This is a genomic window from Pseudoflavonifractor sp. HCP28S3_F10 (assembly GCF_052065415.1).
In the GTDB taxonomy this organism is placed as follows: domain Bacteria; phylum Bacillota; class Clostridia; order Oscillospirales; family Oscillospiraceae; genus Pseudoflavonifractor_A.
On record NZ_JBQHUB010000039.1, the window covers coordinates 1 to 25,934 of the forward strand.

Consider the following 25,934-nt stretch of genomic DNA (forward strand, 5'->3'; position numbering starts at 1 on the left):
ACATGCAGCTGACCGGTACTAATAAGCCGAGGGCTTGACCTTAACAAGAAGCAATGCAGGCGCTTGCGGAGTGTGAAATCAACTACATTGTTCGGTTTTGAGGGTGCAGGACAACCCGTTTCCCAGGACTCCAAACACAAACCAGCGAAGCGTTTGTGTTTGGAAGAGGAGACACAGCGAAATGAGCGAGCTTTGCCCGAAGGGCGAAGTGAGGGATATGGAGCTTGTGTCGACGACATGCGCCTTTAGCTCAGTTGGTAGAGCAACTGACTCTTAATCAGTGGGTCCCGGGTTCGAATCCCTGAAGGCGCACCAATGGCCCGTTGGTCAAGTGGTTAAGACAGCGGCCTCTCACGCCGTTAACATCGGTTCGAATCCGGTACGGGTCACCAATTTCTATCAAGTGAAAAAGTACTTGACAGAAAGCCTGAAAGTGAATATAATCTTACTGTTGAGAAGAACGGTAAGGAGAAGAAAATCTTCTGAATTTCTTTTGCTTACTTTTCTTTTCAAGGAAAAGTAAGTTGGTGTTGATTGCGGTGAGGGTCCACCCGTTCCCATCCCGAACACGGAAGTTAAGCTCACCTGCGCCGAAAATACTTGTCTGGAGACGGACCGGGAAGATAGGTAATGCCAACACAAACGAGAGGGTCTGGTCTGACCAGACCGGACCCTTTCATATTCCTCCTTAGCTCAGTCGGTAGAGCATGCGGCTGTTAACCGCAGGGTCGTTGGTTCGAGTCCAACAGGGGGAGCCAAAGAGTACGGCTTGCCGTCACAATATGCGGCGGCAAGCCCGTTCTCTTCTTAAAGAAAAGAACCGAACACCGGTAAGGGCCTTTAGCTCAGTTGGTTAGAGCAGCCGGCTCATAACCGGTCGGTCCACGGTTCGAGCCCGTGAAGGCCCACCACGTAGGGGTATAGCTCAGCAGGTAGAGCAGCGGTCTCCAAAACCGCGTGCCGAGGGTTCGATTCCTTCTGCCCCTGCCACAACGATTACGGCAAGTGCTGTTCACATAGATCATCAAATGGCGCGGTAGTTCAGTTGGTTAGAACGCCGGCCTGTCACGCCGGAGGTCGAGGGTTCAAGTCCCTTCCGCGTCGCCATTTGCTGCTATAGCTCAGTCGGTAGAGCGCATCCTTGGTAAGGATGAGGTCCCCAGTTCAAATCTGGGTAGCAGCTCCATTGAAACCCTTGAATCCCAACGGATTCAAGGGTTTTCATTTTTCAGAAGATTTGTTGGAAACCCGCTTTTCCAACAAATCTTCCAACAAAATTTTGTTCAGGCCTGATTCTGCAATGCGGCGACAAGGACTTTTGCAATAACGGGATTCTCTTTAAGCAGTTGAAAGGCTGTGTCCAAATCACCGTTTGCTATTTTCTTCTCGGGCGCACAGGGTTTTTGAAAAAAGTCCTCATCCATCTTCTGAGCCAGAAGCCGCCGGTCCTCATCACAGGTGTGCGCGTAGAGGTCGGTAACCATACGGGCCTGAGCGTGCCCAGTATCGCCTTGAACCGCTTTGATGTTGCCGCCGCCGATCCGGAGCTTCAGAGAGGCGCTGCAGTGGCGCAGGGAGTGAAAAACCACCTTCGGTAAACCGGTCTCCCGGATTAGTTGTTCCAACAGGTAGGCAATCTGCCGCTCCTCATAAGGACGTCCATCCTCGTGGGCGATGACCAAGCCATAATCGGCATATTCGGTGCCAATCAGCCTTTTCAGTTCAATCTGGGATTCCTTTACTTTATGCAATTCCAGTGCCACGGTTTGGGGAAGAAACACCGTGCGGACACTGCTCTCCGTTTTAGGGGACTTCAATACTAAGGCAGTAGTGGATGGATTCTTTTTCTGCTCCGGGAAGGTAAAGAGCACTTTGGAGCGGCCCCGGCGGTTCAAGGCCTCCAAGCTGTCCTTCTGACATCGTTTCAACTCCTTATTTACAAAGAGATGGGCGCTCCCATTGGCTATGCTTTCCTCGGAGAAGTCCACACAGTCCCAGGTTAGACCTAAAATCTCTCCGATTCGCATGGAGCACCCTAAGGCAAGGAGTATGGCTGTCCGCAAGATGGGATTAGTACAGCACTCTAAAGCGGTCTGGGCCTCAGTGGGAGTCCACACTTCCCGGGACTTCGACTTGTACTTGGGAAGAGTAACCTTGTTGGCTGGGTTGCTAGGGATGTATCCCCAGATGACCGCTTGATTGAGTGCGCTCCGCAGCAGGGCATGGGTCTTTTCAATGACCGACAGAGACACTGTAGCATCCGTTTTTTTATGACCTTTTAGGATCACAGCGGGCTTGTCCTGGAGAGAATCGTAAAAGAGGTCTAGATCGTGAGTGGTCAGATCCTTTACCGCTACTTTACCTAGATAGGGTTTGATATAATGTTCGATGCGATGGCGACTGCACGAGAGGAAGGAATCACCCCAGTGGTTTAGACCGTAAACTTGGACATATTCGTCCATTAGCTCACCTACAGTGATAAACCGCGGCTGCGTGCGCCGCTCCTGCTGTGGCAGAGGCTTGGGCGGCTGAAATACACCCAGGCTCCGCTCGTATTCAATCTGGGCGATGCGGAGTTGGGCGGCCTCGTAGGTGGGAAAGTGTTCAAAAAATGGCTTTTCATAGCCGGAACAGCGGTAGGAGATTTCATACTGCCGTCCCCTTTTACGTGGTTTCATACTGTACTCCTTTCTTCAAGGCTGCTGTAGACCTCCTTTCCCGCAGCGATGAACGGAGTTCCCATTCATGGCGAGAGTATAGCATGGGCGGCTGAGAAAATCAACCGCCCATGCTATTGGAATTAGGAGGCAGAATTCAGATAGTCGATCAGAGCCTGTCTGGGAATGCGGAGCTGACGGCCAACTTTGATACTGGGGATTACCCCGGTCCTTACCAGCGCATAGGCGGTGTTCCGGCCTATGCCCAGGAGAGGCATGAGATCCTTAACCGTAAGGGCGAGTGGGAGATCGTTAAAGGTGTTCGGCGAGAAAGCATTCACAGTCTATTCCCCCTTTTCTTGTATAGTGGAGAGCCGTAGACCGGAGAAGGCGCTGATGGGATTCTTTGCTCCGGCTTTTCGCTTTCTGATTTTTCTTACCTGCCCAGGGGATACACGTTCCAGAAAAGCACAGAAATGGGCGGAAAAGGAAGCCTGATCGAAGGAACCGGGACATTGTTGCCGGAATTCTTCGTATAGATCCTCGCAAAACGTGAGCGCCTCGGGATCTAGAACACAGCGCCGGTAGAAGAAGTCGGCCACAGATTGGTCCAGGCAGATTACTTCACTGCCGCACTCCTGAGAGACTACCTCGTTCACGCGGTAATCCCCGGTAAAAACATAGTTGTTTCGACGTAATTCCCAGTAGGCATGGATGGCACGCGTAATGATAGCATCTTTCTCAGGAACAAGCCGCTGCAGGAGTTCGCGATCCTGCTGGGCCTTTGGTACGGCGTACCGGAAGGGGACGGTGACCAGTCGCTGGAAAAAGGCTTCATCTCGCGTCATGGAAGTGACAGCGTGATTGCAGGCAAACAGAAACGCAGCCGTATTCCGGAAGCGAATCCTGGGCTGGTACTTCACGTCGGCGCTAATCAGGTCATTCCCGGTTAGCTGCTTCAGGATGCCAATGGCCTTGGTGTCCCATGGGATGGCGGCAAGGTCCATGGAGAGGCAGAGGCGCTTACCAACGAGCTCCGAGGGACCGAATTGTTGCCCCAGAGCAGTGATGTCCAGAGAGGTGACGTCTTCCCGCTCGAAGCAGGAGGCAATAAGCTCACCAAGCAGACTTTTCCCACTATCAGGAACCCCCTGGAAGAGAAAGAAACACTTTCCGGACATATCCGGAACTAGGCAATAGCCGATAACCTCCCAAATACGTTGAACCAGCAGAAGGTCGCCACCTGCAATGTTAGCCAGGAAGTGGTCGAAACAGGGACAGGAGAACTCCGTAGTCTCCGGCAGAAAATGGCCCCTGATTCTGGCTGTGACAAACAGACTGGGATCAGGAGGCAGGAGTTGTCCGCTGTTCAGATTGAGTAGTCCATTGTCCAGAGCTACATAAGGCAGTGAGGCCTCGTTGCATGGAAGGACGATGTTGGGCTCCGCACGGATTAGGTCATGGACCTGCCGGATGAGGGCGGCGCCTCCGGATTCTGCTATAGCTGGACGGCAGTGCGCCATAATCAGTCGATACATGACTGGTTGGCTGACAAAGCGGTAGACTGTGCCGTCGAAGGCATAGAGGACCTCGTCAACTAACCGCAGAGGAACCTTGAGAAGAAGTTCCTGGGCGACAGCGTAGGACTTGGCGGTCTGCTGCGGTTTGGTGGAAATGTCTGGCCGCCCCTGATGTGGGATGACCGGAACAGGTGGGGTGGTTGCCGTCTGCTCCTTTGGAGAAAACGGCAGGGAAGCTCCACTGGCGGTCGGTACTGCCAGAGGAGAAACAGGGATGGGTTCTGGCACACAGTCGGTTGGGAGCACGCTTTGTTCCAGCCCCGCAGTGCAGAAGCTAGGGATAATGCTGTCGGTCTCTTCCGCCTCAGGAGACGGATCAAAATATACCGGGCAGTATAGGTGCTGAGGGGGCTTGTCAAAAATAATGGGATGGTAGTACTCCATGTGCAAACCTCCATTTGAAATTTTGCAGCTGCAACACAAGGATATAGCTAGCCGGCCCGGCCGTCTATTGACAGGATGCTGGTCTTGGCTGTGACGAAAAAATTATGGTAGAATTTAAGAAGGAGTCAGATTGTATGGATTTAATTAATAATGTGGGGAATTGGCCCCAAAATGAAGACGATTTATTAAAAATTCCAGAAGTCGAGTATCCCTTTAGCGTGAAAGAATATGGAGAGCGGCTACGCGCATTGAGGGAAGAATATGGCTACTCGCAAAAGCAGGTTGCAGCAGCCATTGGATGTTCACACCAACATGTCGCTCAGATTGAGAGCGGAAAGAAGTACAAGCAGATAAACAAAAAATGGGTTCCTGTGTTTGCGCGTAAATACGAGTGTTCCTGTTCGTATTTGTTGGGATTTACAGATGAAAGAACAGGAGTTTGGTTTGATCCTCAAGCAACGCTTAGATATCCGATTATTTCCTACCGGCCAGATGAAATTATTGCAATTGACGCCCTTATCCGGGCATATAACCGAGATCGTGAGCTGTTCCTGCTTTATCTGGAGTTGTCAAAGGACACTCCTGAGCGGAGAGTGCGATACAGAGAAGTGCTCAAAAAGCGACAAAGAGAGGATACCTAGCAAGCTGCACAAAATTTTTTGGTTGAAGGGTGGAGAAACTTTTGTGCGGGTGTGTCAGTGTCGACCGGAAAACTCTTTGTGCTCGTTCCATGTGTAGGGATCAATGCGCATACAGTGTGTATGTATCTATACATAACCACGATAAAAGTTTCTGATGGTACACTGACACCCCAACACAAATAGAATAATACTTATCGCTGCTCCAGCAGGATGGGGGGTGGGGGGAAGGAGGCGCCGAAGAAGCCAGAAGGCTTCGGAGGCGGGTGTCTCCTTCCCCCAATTTTGATTTTCCGGAAAAGTGTTCTATTTTAATTGGATATTATCTTCTTGAAGCGGCCCTAGCCGCAGAAAGGAGAGATCGTTATGTTCCAAAATCCAAGATTTATCACGCGAGGCGTCCAGACTGACATCCATCGGGAGTATGACATTGGGTTTAGTGTCGGCGGCGTGCCAGTCGTATCCAAGCTGTTTGCCATCGACGATGGGGATCACAGCACCTTGCTGCTGGCCTCTGAATATTAAGGGGGTGGCCGGTATGAGTAATACCTTCCACTGCACCCACTGCGGGGCTGAGTGCGCTCTGTCTAAGCGGGTCCTGCTGGACGGCGAGGAGCTGTGTCAGGCTTGTGTCGGGGCGCACACCGTCGTTTGCCGGGAATGCGGACGGCGCATCTGGTCTGATGAAAGCAGCGGTATCAACGACATACCTCTGTGCCGGTCCTGTTTTGACTGCTGCTATACCCACTGCAGCCGTTGCGGCGCACTGCTCCGTCTGGAGGACGCCCGCTACCTGGACTGGGACAGAGACGAGGAGGAGCCTCTGTGCGGAGCCTGTTACAGCCGCGCGCAGGGCTTGCAACGCATCAATGACTACTACTACAAGCCCGAACCTGTCTTTTATGGGACAGGCCCCCGGTTCTTCGGTGTGGAACTGGAGATTGACGGAGCCGGGGAGGACAGCGACAGCGCCGGGCGCATTCTGCGTATCGCAAACGGGGACGGCGCCGAGCGGGTCTACTGCAAGCATGACGGCTCCCTGGACGATGGCTTTGAGATCGTCACCCATCCCATGAGTCTGGACTGCCACCAGAAGAAGATGCCATGGAAACAGGTGCTGGCGGAGGCCGTCTCCCTAGGGTATGTGAGCCACAAGGCGGGGACCTGCGGTCTCCATGTCCATGTAAGCCGGGCAGCGTTTGGCATTGACGAGCGGGAGCAGGACGCCGCCATCGCCCGGATCCTCTACTTCTTCGAGAAGCACTGGGAGGAGCTGCTGAAATTCAGCCGCCGGACCCCGCGGCAGCTGGAGCGCTGGGCGGCCCGCTACGGCTACAGGGAGCAGCCCCGGGACATTCTGGACCACGCCAAGAAGGGCGGGGGATATGGGCGGTACGCCTCGGTCAATCTTCAGAATCAGGACACCGTGGAATTCCGTATCTTCCGTGGAACCTTAAAATATAATACGCTCATCGCCACATTGCAGCTGGTCAACCGGATCTGCGATGTGGCTCTTTTTCTGTCCGATGAGGAGCTGAAGGCCCTGTCCTGGACCACCTTTGTGTCCGGCTGTACGCAGCCGGAGCTGATCCGGTACCTGAAGGAGCGGCGGCTCTATGTGAACGAGCCGGTGGAGACGGAGGTGGAGCTCTGATGTGCTGCCTGTTTGGACTGATCGACTACGGCCGCCGCCTCAGCGGGCGGCAGAGGGGACGCATTCTCTCGGCCCTGGCCGTGCAGAGCGAGGTGCGGGGCACCGACGCCACCGGTTACGCCTACTGCTCCGGGGGACGCCTCCATATTTACAAGCAGCCCCTTCCCGCACGTCAGGTTCCGCTGTTTGTCCCCAGCGATGCCTGGGTCATCATGGGCCATGCCCGCATGACCACCCAGGGCAGCGCCCGGAAAAATCGCAATAACCATCCATTCCGGGGAAACGCGGGAGGGACACACTTTGCCCTGGCTCACAACGGCGTTCTCTGCAATGACGGACAGCTGCGAAAAGATCAAAAACTGCCCAAGACCAGGATTGAGACCGACAGCTATGTGGCGGTGCAGCTTCTGGAGAAAGAGAACGCCCTCACACCGGACAGCCTGAAGACCATGGCAGAGCAGGTGGGGGGCACGTTTGTATTTACAGTTCTGGACGAGGAGAATACCCTGTCCTTTATCCGGGGAGACAATCCGCTGTGCCTGTATCACTTCCCCGGTCTGGGTCTCTACCTCTACGCCTCCACGGAGCAGATCCTCCGGAGCAGCCTGGCCCGGACCTGGCTCTCCAACCGCCACAGGGAGACCATTTCTGTAGAGCGGGGCGAGATCCTGCGGATCGATCCGGAGGGCCGGCGGCAGACAAGCCGTTTTGCTCTTGCGGAATCCTATCCATGCTGGGCCTGTGGGCCCCTTACGCTCCACCACAGCTGCCGCGGAAACACCTGCCTCGAAGAGCTGAAAAGCCTGTCCTATTCCTTCGGGTATACACCGGAGACGGTGGAGCGGCTGTTCCGGGAGGGTTTTACCACTGACGAGATCGAGGAGATATTCTATGGCTGGGACGAGCTGTGAGGGGGGATATCATGCTTATTTTGATGGTGGAGCCGGGGAAGACACCCTATCCCGCCCAGATGGAAGATAGTCTGGAAGTCATGCAGGCGGCGGTGGGCGGCCTAATCCAGGCGCTGTACCCCTTTGATGACTCGGTGGCCCTGGTCTGCAACGACGAGGGCAAGCTGCTGGGCCTGCCGCCCAACCGGGCGTTGCGAGACGAAGAGGGAAATATTTACGATGTAGTTTGCGGCATCATGTTTCTCTGCGGTGCGCCACCAGACAGTGAGAACTTCTGCAGCCTGACACCGGAGCAGATCAAAAAATACGAAAAGCACTTTCGCTATCCGGAGGTCTTCCTCAGGACAGAACGCGGGATCATCTGCCTTCCGGTGGAAGACTAGAAGTACCTAAAACCATCGTTTCTGAAACGCCCCCGGGACGGGCCTGTAATGGCCGATCCACGGGGGCGTTTCGGTTCCAAAACCCGTCTCAGAAGCTGCGGCCCGTTGACCGTAGGTTTTTGAGACAGAAATCAGGGAGGTATCTGTATGAACATAACACTGCTTGGCATCATCATCGAGGCGGCGGCTGCCATTGCCGTCGCGCTTCTGGGAGGTGATGAGGAATGACGTCCATTCTGGAGCATCTCTTTCAGAGCGATCTTGTGTTCCCCATGGACCCGGTGGAGGAACAGCGATTTGCGGTCCTGGGAAACCGGACGGAGGAGCGGAGGGACAACCTGGAGAAACAGTTGACGGAAGAGGAATGGACCCAGGTCCGGGCGTACCTGGAGCTGCTGGAGGAGTTCCACGACCGGGAGCGCCGCCTGGCCTATGAAAACGGCTTTCTATTGGCCGTTTCTCTATGTCTGGAACTCTCCAGACGATTGGAGGGGATGCGGGAATGAGAAGCCAGAAGATCGGTTATGCCCGGGTATCCACCCTGGACCAGAACCTGGACCGGCAGACAGATATGCTCCGGGCGTACGGTGTGGACAAACTCTACACGGAGAAAATGAGCGGGACCCGGCGGGACCGGCCGGAACTGACCAGGCTGCTGGAGCAGCTGGAGGAGGGGGACACAGTGATCGTGGAATCCCTCTCCCGGCTGGGCCGGAGCACCAGGGATCTCATCGAACTGGTGGAGCTGTTTCAGCAAAAGGGCGTTCAGCTGGTGAGTCTGAAGGAGTCCATCGACACCAGCTCCTCTACCGGCAAGCTGCTCTTCACCATTATGTCCGCCCTGGCCCAGTTTGAGCGGGACGTGATTGCGGACCGCACCAGAGAGGGCTTGCAGGCGGCCAGGGCCAGGGGCCATTTCGGGGGGCGGCCGAAAACGGACGCCAAAAAGCTCCAGCAGGCCTTGAAGCTCTACCGCTCCGGACAGTACACGGCCCGTGAGATCAAAGAGCTGACCGGCGTAACAAAATCAACCCTGTACCGTTATCTGCGCACATAACAGAGGACGGGAGCTCCCGGCGTGTTCCGGAAGCTCCCGTTTCTTTTTTGATTCCTGTTAATGGGAGACGTACAGGATGATGATTTTATATATTCATGGAGCGAACATAAAAATAAATGATTTTAAAGGAGGAAGTATAAACCGTGCTAAATGAACATGAGGAGCAGAAATTGATGCAGGCCATCCGCGGGGGATATATGCTCCCGGAGCGGTCTGGTGAATATTGGAGCGATGAGGAACGGGAGAAATTGTCCGCGTTCTATCACTCCGGCGTTGGGCTTTCAGGAATTGCCTTGGAGCTGCAGCGCTCTGAGACGGCGATCGTGCAGCAGCTGATGGCAATGGGCTTGATGACCGCACCCAATGTTGTCCGCACCAGGAGGCCGAGAGAACCCAGCTGCCTTTGCGGCAAGTGCCGGTTCAACGCCCAATGTGTACGAAAGGGCGGCTGCTTTCAATGGGAGGGACTCTATGCTGGACAACTGGGATGATTTTCTCACCGTGGAAGAGCTATGTGAGCTGCTGAAAATCGGCCGCAATGCTGCTTACCGCCTGCTAAGCAGCAGGCAGATCAGGGCATTCCGAAACGGCCGGGTCTGGAGGATCCCCAAGCAGGCGGTCATTGAGCTTATTCGTACTCAATCCAAGCTGGACTGAAAAATTCCCTGGGCACTCGTTGCCCAGGGAATCACTTTTTTGCCGATTTCACTTCCTGGCGGTCTGCCAGGCCTTGTATATAGGACATGGCCAACGCCTTGCTGGAATCGTCCAATCTATCCCAAATACAGAGACATTGCTTTTGGTCCGCAGTGAGTTTCACCGTCTCGTCCCGGTCCGAAAAGAACTGGGCTAGGGTGATACCAAGGCCATCACAGATTTTTATGAGAGATGGTATCGATGGAACGTTGGCTTTGTGGAGCATGGTGCTCAAAGTAGAATAGGGGATTCCCGAGGCTTTGGCTAAACGATAATACGTCCAAGAACGGGATTGGCAGAGTTCCTGTATTCTGCCCACTACGTCAAACTCCTGCATAGAGCACCCCCTGGATTTGATACCTCTATTCTACCCAGAGGTACGAAATTTCGTTAGATTATATTAACCGATATAAATATGTTGAATTTATGACGATTAAGCGTTATAATTTGCAGAAGAGGAAGACCGCAAGCTGCAAAAGAAACGTTATATGAGGAGGATGTATGATGTATTGCAAAAAATGCGGAAAAGAAACCAGCGAAAACACAAAGTTTTGCGTGTACTGCGGCACGCCGGTGGAGAGTGGGAGCAATGCTCAACCGGGAACTGTGGGCGCCATGCCATACAGCATTGGTGCACCTACAAATTATCAGAAGAGACAAAGGATGCTCATCGGCAAAAAAGCAGACTATTATCAACGCCGGTTTCAGGGGATCGCCGCAAGAAATAGCAAGATTAGTTGGAATTGGGCAGCATTTTTCCTGAGTTTATACTGGTGTTTTTATAGGAAAATGTATAAAGTGGGCGCAATTCTTGTTGGGATTCTCTATCTGTGTGGATTTATACCGGGGATTGGACCGATGATCGGTGGGGTGGCAGTCAGCATCGTGTGCGGAATGCTGGGCAATTCTTTCTATAAAAATTATCTCGATGAAAAAATTCTATCCGCTGCAGAGATGGGTTTAACCGATGAAATTTTCGGATACTATGCCCTGGAAAAAGGACAGACCAGTTTGGCCAGCAGCATTATTCTGGGAATGCTTATGTCCATGGCCAATTTAATGGTACAGCTCTACTTTTCTATGGTAGTTGGAAATCTTTTGGGCGGATTTGTCAATAACCCGTTATATTAATGCTATTATAAGGAGGGAAAGAAACGTGTTTTGCCCTAAATGTGGATATGATTTGCCGGATGAAGCACTGTTTTGCCCCGATTGCGGTGCCGAACGGCCAGTACTTCAAGAGTTAGAACGAGGGGAAACGTCTCTGCAAACGGAACAAACGTCTGGGGCAGAACAGGCTTTGTCAGGCTCCGAAATGCCAAATACAACGAGTTATAAAGAAGAGTGCGATACCTCAGCTTTCATAATGCCAACGGGACAACCGAAACATACCAGTAAAAAGGCTCGAGTTATAGGGGTTATTATTGGGGCTATTGTTGGAGCTATTATTGCGGGGACTATTGGCTTTCTCCTTATGCATCGAATTGTACCTGGGTCGGTACCAGATTATTATGGAATGTATAGTGACGATATCGGCTGGGGACTCGTCATAACGGATGAAAAAACATTTACAGGCGACAGCAGCAAGAGAGATGAGACTTATATGTATATATATTGTCGAGTAGATTTCTCCAGAACGAACCGAGACGCTTCTCGGAAATCTCACCGATTTCCGCAAACAGAACCTGCTTCGTGCACAATGCCTGATAGACGCTCTCGTCCAGCGTCGGCTGAAACTCGTTCCAGAACGCGCGCAGAAGATAACGCATACTCTCGTCAATCGTCTGCGTCTGGAGTGCGGCGGAGATCACATACAGAGCAAGGTGCATCGTGCGGATGGCCTGATCCTCACGCTCGCCCTCCAGATGCGCAAGGTCGCGATATATCCAGTTGATGAGGTCAGAGACATGATCCGCAAAGTCCGCTGTAATTTGTGCACGCTTCTGCTCGGCAGCAGCGTTGGCACGTTTGCGCTTTTCCTTCGCTTCGATTTCATCACCGAATGTACGCCAGTACCCTGATAATAGTCAAGCTGTATGAAGAAGTCAAATTGACATTCGCGCATCTTTTCAGTATAATGTCGACGGGTGGGTACCTACCGGCAGTTATCGAAATATGCAAAGAAGTACAAGCGCCAACAGAGGAGCAAAGTGCCTTCGTCACAAAAAAGAACGATTTTTCCCATGGCGGCTTGCCAGCGGGCATTGTGAGAGCGTGCCGGAACGGTGAAAAGACGTGGATCCTGTTCGGATGACTTTTACCTGTTTTCCCCTCAAGAACACTGAAACAGACGGAAAAGACAGCGTTTTCACAAATTATTTGGGTGAAGTATCAAAAAAACAATGTGATGAAATTATAAAATCTCCATACTTGATTTTTGAGCTTTTATCTGGTATAAGCTTATTAGGCGTTGACGCGGGCTCAATATAGTGACCGCAGACTATAAACACAAACAAGTGTTATGCGGTGTTTTTGCACCGCATAACATTTGTCTGCTTGAGCGCGCGCCAGCATTCTAGGCAAGTCACAGGAGGTCGGACTTGCCCCATTTTGCGCCCAAAAACGGGCAAAAATTTTGCTGATGAGAGGAGATAATTATGAAGAATCAGCACAGCAGGATTCTCGCATGGCTGCTGGTTTTCAGCATGGTTCTGGCAATGATGCCGGCGATGCTGATCACGGCCTCTGCTGATGAGCCTGTGTCCGCGGTGACGTGGGCAAAAACAGATTTGAAGGACATCAAGTCGACGGATACCGTCGCCATCACGATGACGCGCGGTGAGGTCACCTATGCGCTTCCCACGACGATTGACGCGGAGAAGAAGGTGGCACTTGCACTCGTGTGCACCGTCAAGGGCAACACGCTCACCATGAGCGGCACAGACGCGCAGTACGGCTGGCACATCTCCGCCGCAGAGGGCAGCGACGGGTATTACATCACCACCGGTGAGAACTACCTGTCTCTGGCCAATACGGCAAAGGGTGTTGTAATCGGCAAGGACGTGAAGGCAGTCTGGACAGTTAATGAGTACGGCTACCTGAATGCTGATATTGTCCTGCCGGACAAGACGGTCAACCGTATGCTCGGCGTTTACGTTCCGACGAAGGAAGACCAGACTCCTGATTGGCGCTGCTATTCCGCGTCGAGCGGCGTACCCAACAACATCAAGAACGAGACGCTGAGCTTCTGGGTGCTTGGCGGAACCGGCTCTGTGCCGACACCCAATCCCGACCCCAAGCCGGAGCCAGACCCCAAACCCGAACCCGACCCGAAGCCCAATCCGGCAGCCGGCGAAGCGGCGCAGCTGACGGAGCTTCACTCCGGCGATCAGGTCTACATCTGCAACCCGGCGTCCGGCGAGAAGGGCAAGAATCGCGTCATGTCCGGGCTGGGCGAGGACGGCAAGCAGTTTACCTCCGTTGAGGCGGAGATCAACGACGGCATTCTTTCGGTCACTGCGGAGATGCTTGCGCTGACCGTCACCGTGGACTCTGACGGCAATTATACGTTCCAGGACGAGAACGGAAAGTACCTGACAGTCAACGGAAAGAACGATATGTCTCTGGAGAGCGCTTCCTCCGAAGCAGGCACTTGGACGCTGGAGGCTGCGAAGGACAAGGAAGGCAACGAGATCGCGGGCAGCTTCCTCGTCAAGAATGCGGCGACGTTTGAAGAAAAGAATCTGTATCTCGAAAACTATAAAGGCAACTTCACGTCCTATATTTTCCAGAGCTGGAGCAGGCCGATGTACACCATGCAGTTCTTCTCTGCCGGTAAGACTTCAACCGGCGGCTTTACCACGGAACTGACGGCAGGCGACAAGGTCGTGCTCTATCAGCCGTCCAGCGGCATGGCACTGTCCAGCACTGTCGCGGACAACGAGAAGAAGAGCAACCTTGTCGGAACGGATGTAACTGTTTCGGACGACGGCGTGATGTCCGGCTATGCGGAAGAGAACATCTGGACGGTCGGCGTCATTGAAGGCGAAAAGGGCAAGCAGTATACCTTTGAAAACGGCGGTAAGTATCTGGAAGGCTATCCGGTCAAGCTGACGCTGGGCGACAAGGCGTTCAACTGGAATCTCTCCGCGGCGGAAGGCACCGATATGTTCTTTGTCAAGAACTTTATGAGCGCGCAGCTGGGCTGGAGCACGGAGAGCAAGAGCTTCTATCTGGGCTTCAACAACGAAGGCGCGACTGAAAACTTCGGCTTCCGTTTCTACGCGATCGGCAATGGCGGCAGCGGCGGCGGCTCGGTCACCAAGACCGTTGCAACGCCCAAGGCGTCTCCCCGTTCCGGTGAAGTTCACAACGGCGATAAGGTCACCTTCACCTGCGCGACCGAAGACGCGACCATTCTTTACAAGGCAAACGGCGCTGCGGACTGGACGACCTACACCGCTCCGATTGCCATCACGGAGGACATCTCCTTCACCGTGAAGGCAGTCAAGGAAGGCATGGAGGACAGCCGCGAGGTCACCTTCAAATACACGGTCTATGTCCCGCCCGTACTCGGCGAGCACAAGGCGGAAATCGTGAAGGATGCCTCCACGCTCTCCTCCGGCGACCGCATTCTGGTTGTTGTCAAGGAGCTGGACTACGCAATGGGCCAGACCCAGAAGGCGAACAACCGCGACAATGCGCCGGTCATCAAGGATGAGGCCGCTGGACTGCTCAGCTACGAGCCGGAAAGCGCACAGATCATTCAGCTTGAGTCCGGCATTGAGGACGGAACGTTCTCGCTGTACTGCCTGAACGGCAACCACACCGGCTATCTCTATGCACCGCTCGGCTCCAGCGCGCAGGGCAGCAACTGGCTGCGCACGCAGGACGAAAAGGATATCAACGGCTCCTTTACCATTGATATCGCTGCGGACACCACCGCGACCATCACCTCCAAGGCGGACAAGGGCTCCAACACCATCCGCTACAACACGGCAGGCATTTTCTCCTGCTATGGTCCTAAGAGCCAGAAGGCAGTCACGGTCTACCGTCTGCTCGAAGGCAACGAAAAGCCCGGCCTGCCGAACGCAGGCGACAAGGTTGCCATCTACAACCTGCTGGCCAAGGGCGTTCTGTCCGGCATGACCGGCGACCTGTCGGATATTTACGGCTGCGCGATCAGCGCGACCGGCGCTGAGATCAAGAACGGCAAGGCGCTCTGCGACAACGGCGCCGTGATCTTCACGGTCTCCAAGAGCGGCGAGTTCTACCGCTTCCACAACGAGGCGTTCGGCTATCTCTGCTCCTATGGCACGGGCAACAACGCCTACTACTCCACCGAACTGACGGACGACGCGAACTGGACGCTGGAAGCCTACAACGGCGGCTATCGCATGAAGAGCAATGCGGCCTTTGAGGACAAGAGCCAGTACCTCCAGTACTTCTCCGGCGGCTTTACGACGTGGGGAATGTACAACGTCACCGACCGCGACGTATTTACCTATCACTTCTATCCCTGCGCAAACGCCAAGCTGACGGACGGCGTCGTCAACGAGCCGAAGGCTGTTTTCGGCAACCTGGCGGACGCTCTGGCCGGTCAGCGCTACATGCTGCATTTCACGATCGACGCACTGTTCGGCGTGAAGGAGCTGCATGTCGCTATGAACGGCGTGGAGCTTGCGTACACGGAGCTCGACGGCCACTACACGGCTGTCATCCCTGCCGAGTACATCAAGGGTGAGAAGCTGACCGTCCGTGTCTATGGCGCCGACAACAAGGGCGTTGCCATCGACTCCACGGTTGACATCCAGATCAAGGACGAGCCCGGTATCACCGACGTTCGCCCCATCGCAAACGCCCAGACCAAGAACGACAAGCGCCCCGAGATCTCCGCGGTGCTTGCAAACGTCGGCACGAACCCCACTGTCACGATGAGTGTGAACGGTGTGGACGTCGCCTTCACCTACGAGAACGATAAGGTCAGCTACAAGCCGACCGCCGACATGGAGGACGGTCGTGTTTCCGTCACCATCACGGTCACCCGCGCTGACGGCAAGTCCGTCACGAAGACCTGGAACTTCGTTATCGGTGAGACCAACTACCAGATGCTCTTCGGCCAGCTCCACTCCCACAACGGCGAGTATTCCGACGGTGCGGGCACGCTGTCCATGGCTCTGGACTATATCGCAAACCTTCCGGAAAGCGCGAACGTTGACTTCGTCGCCTTCACGGACCACTCCAACTACTTCGATACGACCGACGCCCCCAACCCCGCCGAGGCACTGCACGACATGACCAAGGCGACTGCGTTCTCTCAGGAGCGCTGGGCGACCTACAAGAACACCGTTGCGCAGTTCAATGAGACCCATGAGGGCATCATCGGTCTCGCGGGCTTTGAGATGACCTGGTCCGGCGGCCCCGGCCACATCAACACCTTTGCGACAAAGGGTATCGTTTCCCGTAACAACAAGACGCTGAACAACAAGTCCGGCGACGCGGGTATGAAGGAATACTACGCGCTGCTGGCGCAGGACGAGGGCAAGGACTCCATCTCCCAGTTCAACCATCCGGGCACGATGTTCGGCAACTTCTCGGATTTCAACTATTGGAATCCCGAAGCCGACAGCCGCATGCACCTCGTTGAGGTCGGTAACGGCGAAGGCCAGATCGGCGGGTCCGGTTACTATCCCAGCTACGAGCAGTACACGCTGGCACTGGACAAGGGCTGGCATCTGGCTCCGTCCAACAACCAGGACAACCACAAGGCAAAGTGGGGCAACGCCAACGATGCCCGCGACGTCCTTTTTGTTGAGCAGGCCACGGAGGAGGGCATCTACGATGCGATCCGCAACTACCGTGTCTACGCAACGGAGGATAAGAACCTTGAGCTCGGCTATACGGTCAATGACCTGCCGATGGGCACCATCATTGAATCGGTTCCCGAGATGCTGAAGTTTGATGTTTCCGTCATGGATCCGGACGAGCAGGACTCCATCTCCAAGGTGGAGCTGATCGTCAACTCCGGTAAGGTCGCCTACACTTGGGACGATCCCGCAGAGCTTGCAGCCGGTATCCTTACGGTAGAACTCAAGCCCGAATATTCCTACTATTATGTCAAGGTCACGGAGGCCGACGGCGATCTGGCGGTCACCGCACCTGTCTGGGTCGGCGAAAGCCTGCAGCTCGGCATCACCGAGATGACTGCGGACTCCACCAACCCCATTGTCGGTGAAACGGTCACGCTCACGACGAAGCTTTACAACAAGGAAAGCTCCGACGCGCAGATCAAGAGCGTTGTCTACACCACCGAAGGCTCCAAGGTCCTCTTTACCGACACCACGCCGCGCGTCCTTTCTGCCGACAGCTCCGTGAGCATCGACTGGAAGTACGTTACCGAGCTTGCAAAGAAGACGACCATCACCGTGACGGTCGTGGTCGAGATGGAAGGCAAGGAGTACACCTTCTCCGCCGCCGTCGATCTTGATGTGCAGGACGTCAGCAGCCTCGCCTATGTCGGCGTTGACGCTTCGCACAACAACGAGTATGTTTCCGGCTACAACAAGGGCCTGATGGGCAACTTCACGACGATTGCTGCCGACTCTACGGTTCGCGTTGACATGCTGGACACCTCTGAGAAGCTGATCGCCGCCTGCAAGGACGGCAAATACGCGGCTCTGGTCATCACGCCGCCCTCCCGCCGTGTTGCGGAAGGCAAGGACTACACTGAAACGGAGCTCAAGGCTCTGGCTGAGTTCAACGCCGCCGGCGGCGTCCTGCTGATCTCCGGCGTTGGCGATACCAACGACCAGCTTCCCGGTGCAAAGCACACGGCTGCAACACAGAATGCGCTGCTTGAGAAGCTCGGCTCGTCTCTGCGTCTGTCCGACGACGGCCTGTATGAAGACACCTCCTTCGCGCTGACGCTGAACAGCTTCGGCAGCAGCAAGCTGGTGCAGGGCCTCACCACCGGCATCTCCTACTACGGCGGTTCTACGATCTACGCGGTCGATGCCACCGGCGCAGTCTCCAGCGAGATCCCCGCAACGGTTGCAGCCATGCTCTTTGCGAATGCAGCCGGCACCTCCGTTGACAAGGACGGCGACGGCCTTGGCGGCGAAACAACGCCGAAGTACGCATACGCGGAAAATGACGCGCGTCTGCTCGTCATGGCTGCCGAGCAGCTGCCCGGCAAGGGCCTGATCGTTGTTTCCGGCTCTACGTTCATGAATGACTTCGATCTGCAGATCCCCGCAGCCAACGGCAACAATGCGCTGCTGCAGAACATCTTCAAGGCAATCAATCCTGTGAAGGTCACCCCGATTGCCGAGGTGCGCAAGCAGACGGAGTCCGGCTACAAGTACACCATCGAAGGCGTTGTCACCTCGAATGCCTCCGGCTATGACAAGACCACCGCGTTCTTTGACTGCATCTATGTGCAGGACGCAACGGGCGGCGTCTGCTGCTTCCCGATCTCTGGTGATTTCAAGCTGGGTGACGTTGTCCGCGTGACCGCCACGACGCACTTCTTCCAGGGTGAAGCGGAGCTTCAGGTCGTTTCGGCTGAAAAGCTGGGCGAGACCACGCCGGTCGAGCCGACCGTCATCACGGCGGCACAGCTCAACAACCGCTCCAAGGAAGGCCTGCTTGCAACGATCAAGGGCACTGTGACGAAGATCACCGAGGCCAGCGGCCTGCCTGAGTCCATCTATGTGAAGGACGAGAGCGGCGAGGTTGCAAGAGTATTCATCGACGGCTACATTTGCAGCCAGATGGAGATTGCCGGTCTGAAGGTCGGCTGCTCCATTGAGGCAACCGGTCTTGCGTCCTACGACGACACCTATGCCATCGAGAACGACAGCCATGCACGTCTGCGTGTCAGGAACCGCGCAGAGATCATCTGCAAGGAGAGCACCAACCCCACCGAGCCCGAGAAGCCCGAGGTCAAGCCGAATCCCGGCGTGATCGTCATTCCGGGCAGCGGCAGACCGTCCTCCAATCCGTTCGCTGATGTGGCAAAGGGCACATGGTACTATGACTATGTCATGACCGCTGCCAGAAACGGTCTGGTCGTGGGCGATCAGTACGGCAACTTCCGTCCGCAGGCGGGTCTGACCCGTGCGGAGCTGGTCACGCTGCTGTACCGCCTGGCCGGTTCTCCCGCAGTGTCCGGCAAGCCCTCCTTCACGGATACCACGCGCGAATGGTATCAGGACGCCATCGCTTGGGCTGAACAGAACGGCATCAGCAACGGCCTTGGCAACGGCAAGTTTGCTCCGGATGCACTGGTCACCCGTGAGCAGATGGTTACCATGATCTGGCGTCTGGCAGGCGAGCCGGCGTCCAATGCGGACCTCAGCTCCTTCAAGGATGCGGACAGCATCCCCACATGGGCTCAGAACGCATTTGCATGGGCTGTCGAGCAGGGTATCGTCAGCGGCACGCGCCACTGGAACCGAATCGGCCTGTATCTTGCACCGCACGATGACATCAAGCGCTGCGAGTCCGTGAAGATTCTGGTTGTCTACGCAAAGCTGAAGTAAGTCTGCAAAACTGAAAAATCAAACGTCCCACCCTGCGCTCGCGCAGGGTGGGACAAGCGCCATTCACATAGATACCTTCTGTCAAGCAAGCATCCGCCCGGCGGATGCCTGTTTGACAGAATGTATTTTACCGGGTAGGGGTATGAAATGAAAAATAAGAACAATTCTATAAGCCGTTCCAATCGCACTGCCGCCGCGTCTGTGCTGGTCGTTGTGCTGATTCTTGGGATATTTGCGGCGCTGTATTTCTATGCGCATGATGCGGAAGAAAATACGATAAAGCCAACCGAATACGCGGAGTATGAAAAAGGCCGCGTTGTCGAGATTTTGATGGACAACTGCGAGGTCAGCGAGGTGGCGGAAAATGCCTACCGCGGCGACCAGAAACTCCTTGTCAAGGTCACCTCCGGTCAGTACAAAGGCGAAACGATGCTGGTTTCCGGTTTTGTCGGCCCCATCTACGGCGAGCCTGCGAAGGTCGGGCAGAGCGTTGTGCTGAGCATCAACACCTATGCAAACGGCGACCACACGGCCACCGTGTATGAGTACAACCGGACGCCCATTGTCTTTCTGATACTCGGCATATTCGTTCTGGTGACGATTGCGGTGGGCGGCCGCACCGGCGCGAAATCCGTGCTCGGCCTGATCCTCACCATGGTCGTGATCCTGATGGTCTTCCTGCCGCTTTTGATGAAAGGCTGGCTGCCGATCCCCACCGCATTCCTGCTTTGTTCTTTGGTCGCGGTCGTGTGCTTCGTCATTCTGGGCGGATGCAGCAAAAAAGTCCTCTGCGCGTGCATCGGCACGATCGGCGGCGTCGCGTTTTCCATGCTCTTCGGCATCCTGACCCAGAAGCTGCTGCATCTGGACGGCCTGCGCGCGACCGATGCCGAAGCGCTTCTCCAGCTCCGTCAGACGGGCACACCCGTTCACATCAGAGGGCTGCTTGTTGCAGGCGTCATCATTTCCGCATTGGGCGCGGTCATGGACGTTGCAATGTCCATTGCCTCGGCGCAGTCCGAGTTGAAGGCAGTCGATCCCGACCTCTCTGCGCGGGCGCTGTGGCGCTCCGGCATGAACATCGGACGCGATATGGTCGGTACGATGACCAATACGCTGATCCTTGCGATTCTCGGCAGCGGAATGGTGCTGATCCTCTATCTCTACTCGCTGAATCTCTCTTGGTATCAGTTGATGGCATCCAGCTACATTGCCATTGAGCTCATCAGCTCCGTCTCCAGCGCGATCGGCGTCATTCTCGCCGTCCCCCTGACAAATGCCGCCGGAGCGCTGCTTTATTCCACGCGTGCAAAAAATGCCGCCAAATAAAAAGGAACCCGGGAATCTGAGAGATTCCCGGGTTTTTGGCACCCCAGAGACGATTCGAACGTCCGACCCTTCGCTTAGGAGCAGAAATGTATCATTTCCCTCTGAGACAATTCTTGTCAAGATTTGTTCAAAATCCGCGCGAAAAAACGCGAAAACCAGACGGTTATAATTGCTAGAAGTTAGTTCGAGTCAAATCGGGATTGCAATAGATAAGTCCTGATTGTTAGAAAAAATGACGCCGTGTTAGAAGAAAATTAGAAATAGCTAATAAAGGCGTTAGGTATCATTTCCCTTGCGGATATTTTAGGAGAAATCAGCATCAAAGTCAATATCATTTTATCTACGGAGTTGGACATCCAAATTCAAATATAATACGGGAAAACTTAATATACATAGCACACCCACTTGCTCCACGACGGAGCCGGAGGATGCGCTTTTTTGTTGCCCGGTATGGGCGGGAATGGAGGCGAAAGCAATGAACGGACATACAGAGGACAAACCGAAAGACTGCCGGTACTGCTATTTCTGGAAGCAGACAGAGGGCTGCACCTACCGCGGCAAAACCGGCTGCTATTATATTTCGGCGCAGAAGCCGTCTGCCGCCGTCAACGAGTGCGACGGCTGTCCGTATGGGCGGGCGTCTCCTTGCATCGGCTGGTGTACAAAGGATCTGCTGCGCTCTATGGGCCTTTGGAAAGGGCGTGGAGATACATGACACTGGACTATTACTACGGGGATCAGGCGGAACAGTTTTCGTTCTACCGTATCGAAATGTCCGAGATGATTGCCACAGCCAACGCCAAAAGCATTGAGGATATTATAGCAATTTTCAATAATACAGCAGAACGCTTTAGCTTTTGAGAAAAAGTGGTACGGCATCCGATTATCTTCTTTGATATTGCTTTCTGAAAACATGGATGAAGCAGAAAAGTCTGGCAAAGGAACTGCCTTTGTCAGAAACATGATGGCACACTTGATACAAAGTATGTCTGCGGCAGCAGGTGATCCAGATGAAGAATAAAGCGCCGATTAGAAAATATGACATCACGCAATGTGCTCTTTATAAATGTCGGACGAAAAAGCGTCTTGAACATCTTCTGTGTCTTGAACCCGGTGGTCTCAAAATAATTGATAGCATCATCGGGTATCACAAATTTGAAATCGATAAAAAGCATTCTAAGGATGTGAAGCTATGTCCCAATTCAACATCATCTCCGCCGCGTCTGAAAGCACAGTCGTGGCGGAGTACACGCCGGATGCCTGCCGGTCGGACAGCTATCAGAGCGAGGCGGCGCTGGAGCAGGAATTTCTGCGGCTTCTGTGTGCGCAGGGGTATGAATATCTGGAGATCCACGACGAAGCAGCGCTCATCGCCAACCTCCGCCGCCAGATGGAGGGGCTGAACGGCTACGCTTTCTCAGACAGCGAATGGACGCGCTTCTTTAGGGACTGCATCGCGGGCGCAAACGACGGGATTCTGGAAAAGACGCGCCGGATTCAGCTCGATCATGTGCAGGTGCTGCGGCAGGACAGCGGCGCGTCCAAAAACATCTACCTGCTGGACAAAAAGCACATCCACAACAACCGCTTGCAGGTGCTCCACCAGTACGAGGAGACTGCGGGCAGTCACGACACGCGCTACGACGTGACCGTCCTCGTCAACGGTCTGCCGCTGGTACATATCGAACTCAAGCGGCGCGGCGTGGCCATCCGCGAGGCGTTCAATCAGATCAAGCGCTACCAGCGCGACAGCTTCTGGGCAGCAAGCGGCCTTTTTGAATACGTCCAGATTTTCGTCATCTCCAACGGCACACACACGAAATACTATTCCAACACCACCCGCAGCAACCACATCAAAGAGCAGGGCGAGGGACGGAACAAAACCAAAAAGACCAGCAACAGCTTTGAGTTCACCTCCTTCTGGGCGGATGGGAACAACAAAGTCATTGCCGATCTGGTAGACTTCACAAAGACATTTTTCGCCAAGCATACGCTTTTAAGCATCCTGACGCGCTACTGCGTGTTTACGTCGGAAAATCTGCTGCTCGTCATGCGCCCGTATCAGATCGCGGCGACGGAGCGGATTTTGAACCGCATCGAAGTCTCCACGACCTACAAGCAGTACGGCGGCATCGAGGCGGGCGGCTACATCTGGCACACGACGGGAAGCGGCAAGACGCTCACATCGTTCAAAACCGCGCAGCTGGCGTCGAAGCTGCCGTATATCGACAAGGTGCTGTTCGTCGTAGACCGCAAGGACCTGGATTATCAGACGATGAAGGAATACGACCGCTTTGAAAAGGGCGCAGCGAACAGCAACACCAGCACCGCCGTTTTGCAGCGGCAGATGGAAGACCCGGACGCGCGGATCATCATCACGACGATCCAGAAGCTTGATATTTTTGTGCGCAAAAACAAAGGCCACGCGGCGTTCCGGCAGCATTTTGTCATCATTTTCGACGAGTGCCACCGCAGCCAGTTCGGAGATATGCACCAGGCGATCACGAAGGCCTTTAAGAACTATCACCTGTTCGGCTTCACCGGGACACCGATCTTCTCCGTCAACGCCGGGACGGGCAAAAATCCGGATCTTCGCACCACGCAGCAGGCGTTCGGTGACAAGCTCCACACCTACACGATCGTGGACGCCATCAACGACGGGGACGTCCTGCCGTTTCGCATCGACTATGTGAACACCGTCAAAGAAAAGGACGATGTAAAGGACTCACAGGTTCGTGCCATCGACATTGAAAAGGCAATGGGCGCGCCGGAGCGCATTCGCGAGATCGTCCGCTACACGCTGGAGCATTTTGACCAGAAAACGAAACGCAACAGCTTTTATACCCTCAAGGGTCAGCGTATGGCGGGCTTCAACTCCATCTTTGCCGTCAGCTCCATCCCGATGGCGATGAAATACTACACGGAGTTCAAACGCCAGCTTACCGAGCAGCACCGCGATCTGACCATTGCGACGATCTTCAGCTTTGCTGCGAATGAAGACGATCCCGAAGACGCGCTGCCGGAGGAAGGCTTTGAGACGGACACGCTGGACAAGACCGCGCGCGATTTTCTGGACACCGCGATTCAGGACTATAACCAGACGTTCCACGTCAATTTTGACACGTCGGCGGACAAGTTCCAGAATTACTACAAAGACCTGTCCCAGCGCGTCAAGGCGCGGGAGGTCGATCTGCTCATCGTGGTCAATATGTTCCTGACGGGCTTTGACGCGACGACGCTCAATACGCTCTGGGTGGACAAGAACCTTAAAATGCACGGTCTCATTCAGGCGTTTTCCCGGACGAACCGGATTTTGAACTCCGTTAAAACCTACGGCATTATCGTCTGCTTCCGCAATCTGCAAAAAGCCACCGACGACGCGATCGCGCTCTTTGGCGACCGCGAGGCCAGCGGCGTTGTGCTGCTCAAGGGCTACGATGCGTACTATGACGGCTATGAGGAAAATGGGAAAGTCGTTCCCGGTTACCGTGATTTGATTGACGAGCTATCAAGGGAGTTTCCGCTCGGGCAGCCGATTACCGGCGAGCAGAAGCAGAAGGATTTTATCAAGCTCTACGGCAATATCCTGCGGCTCAAAAATATCTTAAGCGCGTTTGACCAGTTTGCCGGGCATGAGCTTCTTCCGGAGCGGGATTTTCAGGATTACCAGAGTGTGTATCTCGACCTCTATCAGGCGTATCGCCCGAAAACGGATGGGGACAAAGAGAATATCAACGACGATATTACCTTCGAGATTGAACTCATCCGGCAGGTGGAGATCAACATTGACTACATTTTGATGCTCGTCATGAAGTACCACGAGTCGAACTGCAAGGATAAAAGCATCATGGGAACCATCGACCGGGCGATTGACTCCAGCATCCAGCTGCGCAGCAAAAAGGACCTGATCCACGGCTTTATTAGTACGGTCAACGCCGCAACGGATGTTGACCGCGATTGGCAGAGCTATGTGCAGCAGCAAAAGCAGCAGGAGCTGGAGCAACTCATCGCGGAGGAAAGGCTGAAGCCCGCGGAGGCGCAGCGCTTTGTTGCCAACGCTTTCCGCGACGGCGCGCTCAAAACGACCGGCACGGATATTGACCAGATCCTGCCGCCCGTCTCCCGCTTTGGCGGCGGCAACCGCACGGAAAAGAAGAAAACGATCATCCAGCGGCTTGCACAGTTCTTTGAAAAATACTTCGGGATTTAGCGGTTTCACGCCGACTTGCATTCCTGCTCCGTTTGGGGCAACAATCGGACATTGAATCCTTTCTTCTTTGTTCTGACAGCAATCTCATGAAGAGAAAATGCACTGCGCAAATCCCGGAAAGCGTTCCGCTTATGACACAGGTAACACGGGATTCGAGCAGTGCAGTTCAAATGTACGGTATTTGCTATATCAGATCATCGATTTGGTTGGAGCGTTGCGGTTTTTCGGGGCGGCAGCTCGATGCCAAAATTGCTGTACCGCTCCAAGGAATGCAACTCTGTTTTGATAAACGCCCACGACCTGCGATAATCATCGCATACGGAGAACGAAGATTCCTTCATAAACAGCGTAAATCCGTCCGGGTCATCGCCGTACTTCAAGTCAAACTCCTCGGCACACCGAATTTTTTCCCAGTCCGAAAGGTTCGTCCTTCCATGAAGAATATGCTCTAAATTCAAAGAGAAGTAGTACATGCTATATGGAATACCCGCGACTTTGGGGCAGGCAGAAAGTCGGTCGATATTGTTCCGTTTGCGCTGGTTGCGGTCAAGAATCCCGGCACGATTTGACGTTTGAATTTGGGTTTCTGTATAGTACGGTGGAGCGCCAATTTCCACTGTATTATCCTCGACAACAGCATCATCAGGGATGAATGCACCGTCCATATCGGTGAGATGAACGATTCGGCAAATATCGCTCTTTCTGTAGATACTGCCCATAAACTCCTTGACCTGCTCCCAAACGGCAGCCACGATCTTGTCCGAAGAAGTGAAATCGCGGGTCAGAATATCTCCATGAATGACCTGAAATTTTACTGTCGCGGAAGAAAAGATACGGTTCAAAATGTAAATTTCGTAGCCACAAGTCCATCTGCACGGGGAAAGAAGTCCACCTTCACGGGAAATGAGGCCCACTCTCGCGGGCATGAGGTCCACCGAGAGCAGAGGGGCTTT

At 54.3% G+C, this 25,934-nt stretch carries 20 protein-coding genes, 7 tRNA genes and 1 rRNA gene; 23 read left to right on the top strand and 5 right to left on the bottom strand.

Annotated elements, in window-relative coordinates:
* Window positions 1-239 precede the first annotated feature (239 nt).
* The 8 genes from ACTNBZ_RS12880 (at window position 240) to ACTNBZ_RS12915 (ending at window position 1,186) form a co-directional block, all read left to right on the top strand.
* Window positions 240-315, top strand: a tRNA-Lys gene (locus tag ACTNBZ_RS12880).
* Between the two features lie 2 nt (window positions 316-317).
* Window positions 318-392: transfer RNA gene (locus ACTNBZ_RS12885), tRNA-Glu, on the top strand.
* Between the two features lie 131 nt (window positions 393-523).
* Window positions 524-639: ribosomal RNA gene (rrf, locus tag ACTNBZ_RS12890) — 5S ribosomal RNA — on the top strand.
* Window positions 640-682: 43 nt separating this feature from the next.
* Window positions 683-758, top strand: a tRNA-Asn gene (locus ACTNBZ_RS12895).
* Window positions 759-834: 76 nt separating this feature from the next.
* Window positions 835-911: transfer RNA gene (locus ACTNBZ_RS12900), tRNA-Ile, on the top strand.
* A 3-nt stretch (window positions 912-914) separates the two neighbouring features.
* Window positions 915-990, top strand: a tRNA-Trp gene (locus tag ACTNBZ_RS12905).
* A gap of 40 nt (window positions 991-1,030) precedes the next feature.
* Window positions 1,031-1,107 (top strand) — tRNA-Asp (locus tag ACTNBZ_RS12910).
* Between the two features lie 3 nt (window positions 1,108-1,110).
* Window positions 1,111-1,186 (top strand) — tRNA-Thr (locus ACTNBZ_RS12915).
* Window positions 1,187-1,283: 97 nt separating this feature from the next.
* On the opposite strand, the gene ACTNBZ_RS12920 is transcribed toward ACTNBZ_RS12915, so the two are convergent.
* From ACTNBZ_RS12920 to ACTNBZ_RS12930, 3 genes are all read right to left on the bottom strand, one after another.
* Entirely contained in the window at window positions 1,284-2,678 is a 1,395-nt protein-coding gene (locus ACTNBZ_RS12920) for a tyrosine-type recombinase/integrase (protein WP_441210499.1), read from the bottom strand.
* Window positions 2,679-2,800: 122 nt separating this feature from the next.
* Window positions 2,801-2,998 carry a helix-turn-helix domain-containing protein gene (locus tag ACTNBZ_RS12925; protein WP_441210501.1) on the bottom strand — a complete coding sequence of 66 codons (198 nt, stop codon included), beginning with the start codon at window positions 2,996-2,998 and terminating at the stop codon, window positions 2,801-2,803.
* Window positions 2,999-3,001: 3 nt separating this feature from the next.
* Window positions 3,002-4,621: a DNA primase family protein gene (locus ACTNBZ_RS12930; RefSeq protein ID WP_441210503.1), complete on the bottom strand. Its 1,620-nt coding sequence runs from the start codon at window positions 4,619-4,621 to the stop codon at window positions 3,002-3,004.
* Between the two features lie 134 nt (window positions 4,622-4,755).
* Between ACTNBZ_RS12930 and ACTNBZ_RS12935 the strand changes: the two genes are divergently transcribed.
* From ACTNBZ_RS12935 to ACTNBZ_RS12970, 8 genes are all read left to right on the top strand, one after another.
* Window positions 4,756-5,262 (top strand): helix-turn-helix domain-containing protein, encoded by a 507-nt coding sequence (locus ACTNBZ_RS12935; RefSeq protein WP_441210505.1) that lies wholly within the window; start codon window positions 4,756-4,758, stop codon window positions 5,260-5,262.
* A gap of 363 nt (window positions 5,263-5,625) precedes the next feature.
* Window positions 5,626-5,784 carry a hypothetical protein gene (locus ACTNBZ_RS12940; protein WP_441210507.1) on the top strand — a complete coding sequence of 53 codons (159 nt, stop codon included), beginning with the start codon at window positions 5,626-5,628 and terminating at the stop codon, window positions 5,782-5,784.
* 13 nt (window positions 5,785-5,797) lie between these two features.
* On the top strand, window positions 5,798-6,913 hold the full coding sequence (locus ACTNBZ_RS12945) for an amidoligase family protein (RefSeq protein ID WP_441210508.1): 1,116 nt from the start codon (window positions 5,798-5,800) through the stop codon (window positions 6,911-6,913).
* Window positions 6,913-7,824, top strand: coding sequence for a class II glutamine amidotransferase (locus tag ACTNBZ_RS12950; protein ID WP_441210510.1), 912 nt, complete (start codon window positions 6,913-6,915; stop codon window positions 7,822-7,824). The genes ACTNBZ_RS12945 and ACTNBZ_RS12950 overlap by 1 nt, the downstream gene beginning before the upstream one ends.
* A gap of 11 nt (window positions 7,825-7,835) precedes the next feature.
* Complete coding sequence (locus ACTNBZ_RS12955) at window positions 7,836-8,207, top strand: DUF3846 domain-containing protein (RefSeq protein ID WP_441210512.1); 372 nt, start codon at window positions 7,836-7,838, stop codon at window positions 8,205-8,207.
* Between the two features lie 224 nt (window positions 8,208-8,431).
* On the top strand, window positions 8,432-8,713 hold the full coding sequence (locus ACTNBZ_RS12960) for a DUF6809 family protein (RefSeq protein WP_441210514.1): 282 nt from the start codon (window positions 8,432-8,434) through the stop codon (window positions 8,711-8,713).
* Window positions 8,710-9,264: a recombinase family protein gene (locus ACTNBZ_RS12965; protein WP_441210516.1), complete on the top strand. Its 555-nt coding sequence runs from the start codon at window positions 8,710-8,712 to the stop codon at window positions 9,262-9,264. The genes ACTNBZ_RS12960 and ACTNBZ_RS12965 overlap by 4 nt, the downstream gene beginning before the upstream one ends.
* 471 nt (window positions 9,265-9,735) lie before the next feature.
* On the top strand, window positions 9,736-9,921 hold the full coding sequence (locus tag ACTNBZ_RS12970) for a helix-turn-helix domain-containing protein (protein WP_441210517.1): 186 nt from the start codon (window positions 9,736-9,738) through the stop codon (window positions 9,919-9,921).
* A gap of 31 nt (window positions 9,922-9,952) precedes the next feature.
* Here ACTNBZ_RS12970 and ACTNBZ_RS12975 read toward each other — a convergent pair whose 3' ends face one another.
* The gene (locus ACTNBZ_RS12975) at window positions 9,953-10,297 is read right to left on the bottom strand and encodes a helix-turn-helix domain-containing protein (protein WP_441210519.1); all 345 of its coding nucleotides are present in this window, start codon (window positions 10,295-10,297) and stop codon (window positions 9,953-9,955) included.
* A gap of 164 nt (window positions 10,298-10,461) precedes the next feature.
* On the opposite strand from ACTNBZ_RS12975, the gene ACTNBZ_RS12980 reads away from it, so the two are divergent.
* The 7 genes from ACTNBZ_RS12980 to ACTNBZ_RS13010 all read left to right on the top strand — a co-directional run bounded on the left by ACTNBZ_RS12980 (window position 10,462) and on the right by ACTNBZ_RS13010 (window position 24,981).
* Window positions 10,462-11,091, top strand: coding sequence for a DUF2628 domain-containing protein (locus tag ACTNBZ_RS12980; protein ID WP_441210521.1), 630 nt, complete (start codon window positions 10,462-10,464; stop codon window positions 11,089-11,091).
* A gap of 25 nt (window positions 11,092-11,116) precedes the next feature.
* On the top strand, window positions 11,117-11,854 hold the full coding sequence (locus ACTNBZ_RS12985; RefSeq protein WP_441210523.1) for a zinc ribbon domain-containing protein: 738 nt from the start codon (window positions 11,117-11,119) through the stop codon (window positions 11,852-11,854).
* Between the two features lie 703 nt (window positions 11,855-12,557).
* Window positions 12,558-19,442, top strand: coding sequence for an S-layer homology domain-containing protein (locus ACTNBZ_RS12990; protein ID WP_441210525.1), 6,885 nt, complete (start codon window positions 12,558-12,560; stop codon window positions 19,440-19,442).
* A gap of 147 nt (window positions 19,443-19,589) precedes the next feature.
* Window positions 19,590-20,771, top strand: a complete 1,182-nt coding sequence (locus ACTNBZ_RS12995) for a YibE/F family protein (protein ID WP_441210527.1) — start codon at window positions 19,590-19,592, stop codon at window positions 20,769-20,771.
* 475 nt (window positions 20,772-21,246) lie between these two features.
* Window positions 21,247-21,486: a hypothetical protein gene (locus ACTNBZ_RS13000; RefSeq protein ID WP_418556676.1), complete on the top strand. Its 240-nt coding sequence runs from the start codon at window positions 21,247-21,249 to the stop codon at window positions 21,484-21,486.
* A complete protein-coding gene (locus ACTNBZ_RS13005) occupies window positions 21,483-21,632 on the top strand; it encodes a hypothetical protein (RefSeq protein WP_418556679.1) in 150 nt (49 codons plus the stop codon). The genes ACTNBZ_RS13000 and ACTNBZ_RS13005 overlap by 4 nt, the downstream gene beginning before the upstream one ends.
* Window positions 21,633-21,963: 331 nt before the next feature.
* Entirely contained in the window at window positions 21,964-24,981 is a 3,018-nt protein-coding gene (locus ACTNBZ_RS13010; protein ID WP_441210530.1) for a type I restriction endonuclease subunit R, read from the top strand.
* Window positions 24,982-25,175: 194 nt separating this feature from the next.
* On the opposite strand, the gene ACTNBZ_RS13015 is transcribed toward ACTNBZ_RS13010, so the two are convergent.
* Window positions 25,176-25,934 (bottom strand): hypothetical protein (locus ACTNBZ_RS13015; protein ID WP_441210532.1); only part of this gene is annotated, 759 nt, incomplete at its 5' end.

Coding starts and splice junctions, on each gene's coding strand:
- ACTNBZ_RS12960 (WP_441210514.1), top strand. CDS start 8,432: ATGACGTCCATTCTGGAGCATCTCTTTCAGAGCGATCTTGTGTTCCCC.
- ACTNBZ_RS12945 (WP_441210508.1), top strand. CDS start 5,798: ATGAGTAATACCTTCCACTGCACCCACTGCGGGGCTGAGTGCGCTCTG.
- ACTNBZ_RS12940 (WP_441210507.1), top strand. CDS start 5,626: ATGTTCCAAAATCCAAGATTTATCACGCGAGGCGTCCAGACTGACATC.
- ACTNBZ_RS12965 (WP_441210516.1), top strand. CDS start 8,710: ATGAGAAGCCAGAAGATCGGTTATGCCCGGGTATCCACCCTGGACCAG.
- ACTNBZ_RS12975 (WP_441210519.1), bottom strand. CDS start 10,297: ATGCAGGAGTTTGACGTAGTGGGCAGAATACAGGAACTCTGCCAATCC.
- ACTNBZ_RS12930 (WP_441210503.1), bottom strand. CDS start 4,621: ATGGAGTACTACCATCCCATTATTTTTGACAAGCCCCCTCAGCACCTA.
- ACTNBZ_RS12955 (WP_441210512.1), top strand. CDS start 7,836: ATGCTTATTTTGATGGTGGAGCCGGGGAAGACACCCTATCCCGCCCAG.
- ACTNBZ_RS12990 (WP_441210525.1), top strand. CDS start 12,558: ATGAAGAATCAGCACAGCAGGATTCTCGCATGGCTGCTGGTTTTCAGC.
- ACTNBZ_RS12970 (WP_441210517.1), top strand. CDS start 9,736: ATGCTGGACAACTGGGATGATTTTCTCACCGTGGAAGAGCTATGTGAG.
- ACTNBZ_RS12995 (WP_441210527.1), top strand. CDS start 19,590: ATGAAAAATAAGAACAATTCTATAAGCCGTTCCAATCGCACTGCCGCC.
- ACTNBZ_RS12950 (WP_441210510.1), top strand. CDS start 6,913: ATGTGCTGCCTGTTTGGACTGATCGACTACGGCCGCCGCCTCAGCGGG.
- ACTNBZ_RS12980 (WP_441210521.1), top strand. CDS start 10,462: ATGATGTATTGCAAAAAATGCGGAAAAGAAACCAGCGAAAACACAAAG.
- ACTNBZ_RS12920 (WP_441210499.1), bottom strand. CDS start 2,678: ATGAAACCACGTAAAAGGGGACGGCAGTATGAAATCTCCTACCGCTGT.
- ACTNBZ_RS13010 (WP_441210530.1), top strand. CDS start 21,964: ATGTCCCAATTCAACATCATCTCCGCCGCGTCTGAAAGCACAGTCGTG.
- ACTNBZ_RS13000 (WP_418556676.1), top strand. CDS start 21,247: ATGAACGGACATACAGAGGACAAACCGAAAGACTGCCGGTACTGCTAT.
- ACTNBZ_RS12935 (WP_441210505.1), top strand. CDS start 4,756: ATGGATTTAATTAATAATGTGGGGAATTGGCCCCAAAATGAAGACGAT.
- ACTNBZ_RS13005 (WP_418556679.1), top strand. CDS start 21,483: ATGACACTGGACTATTACTACGGGGATCAGGCGGAACAGTTTTCGTTC.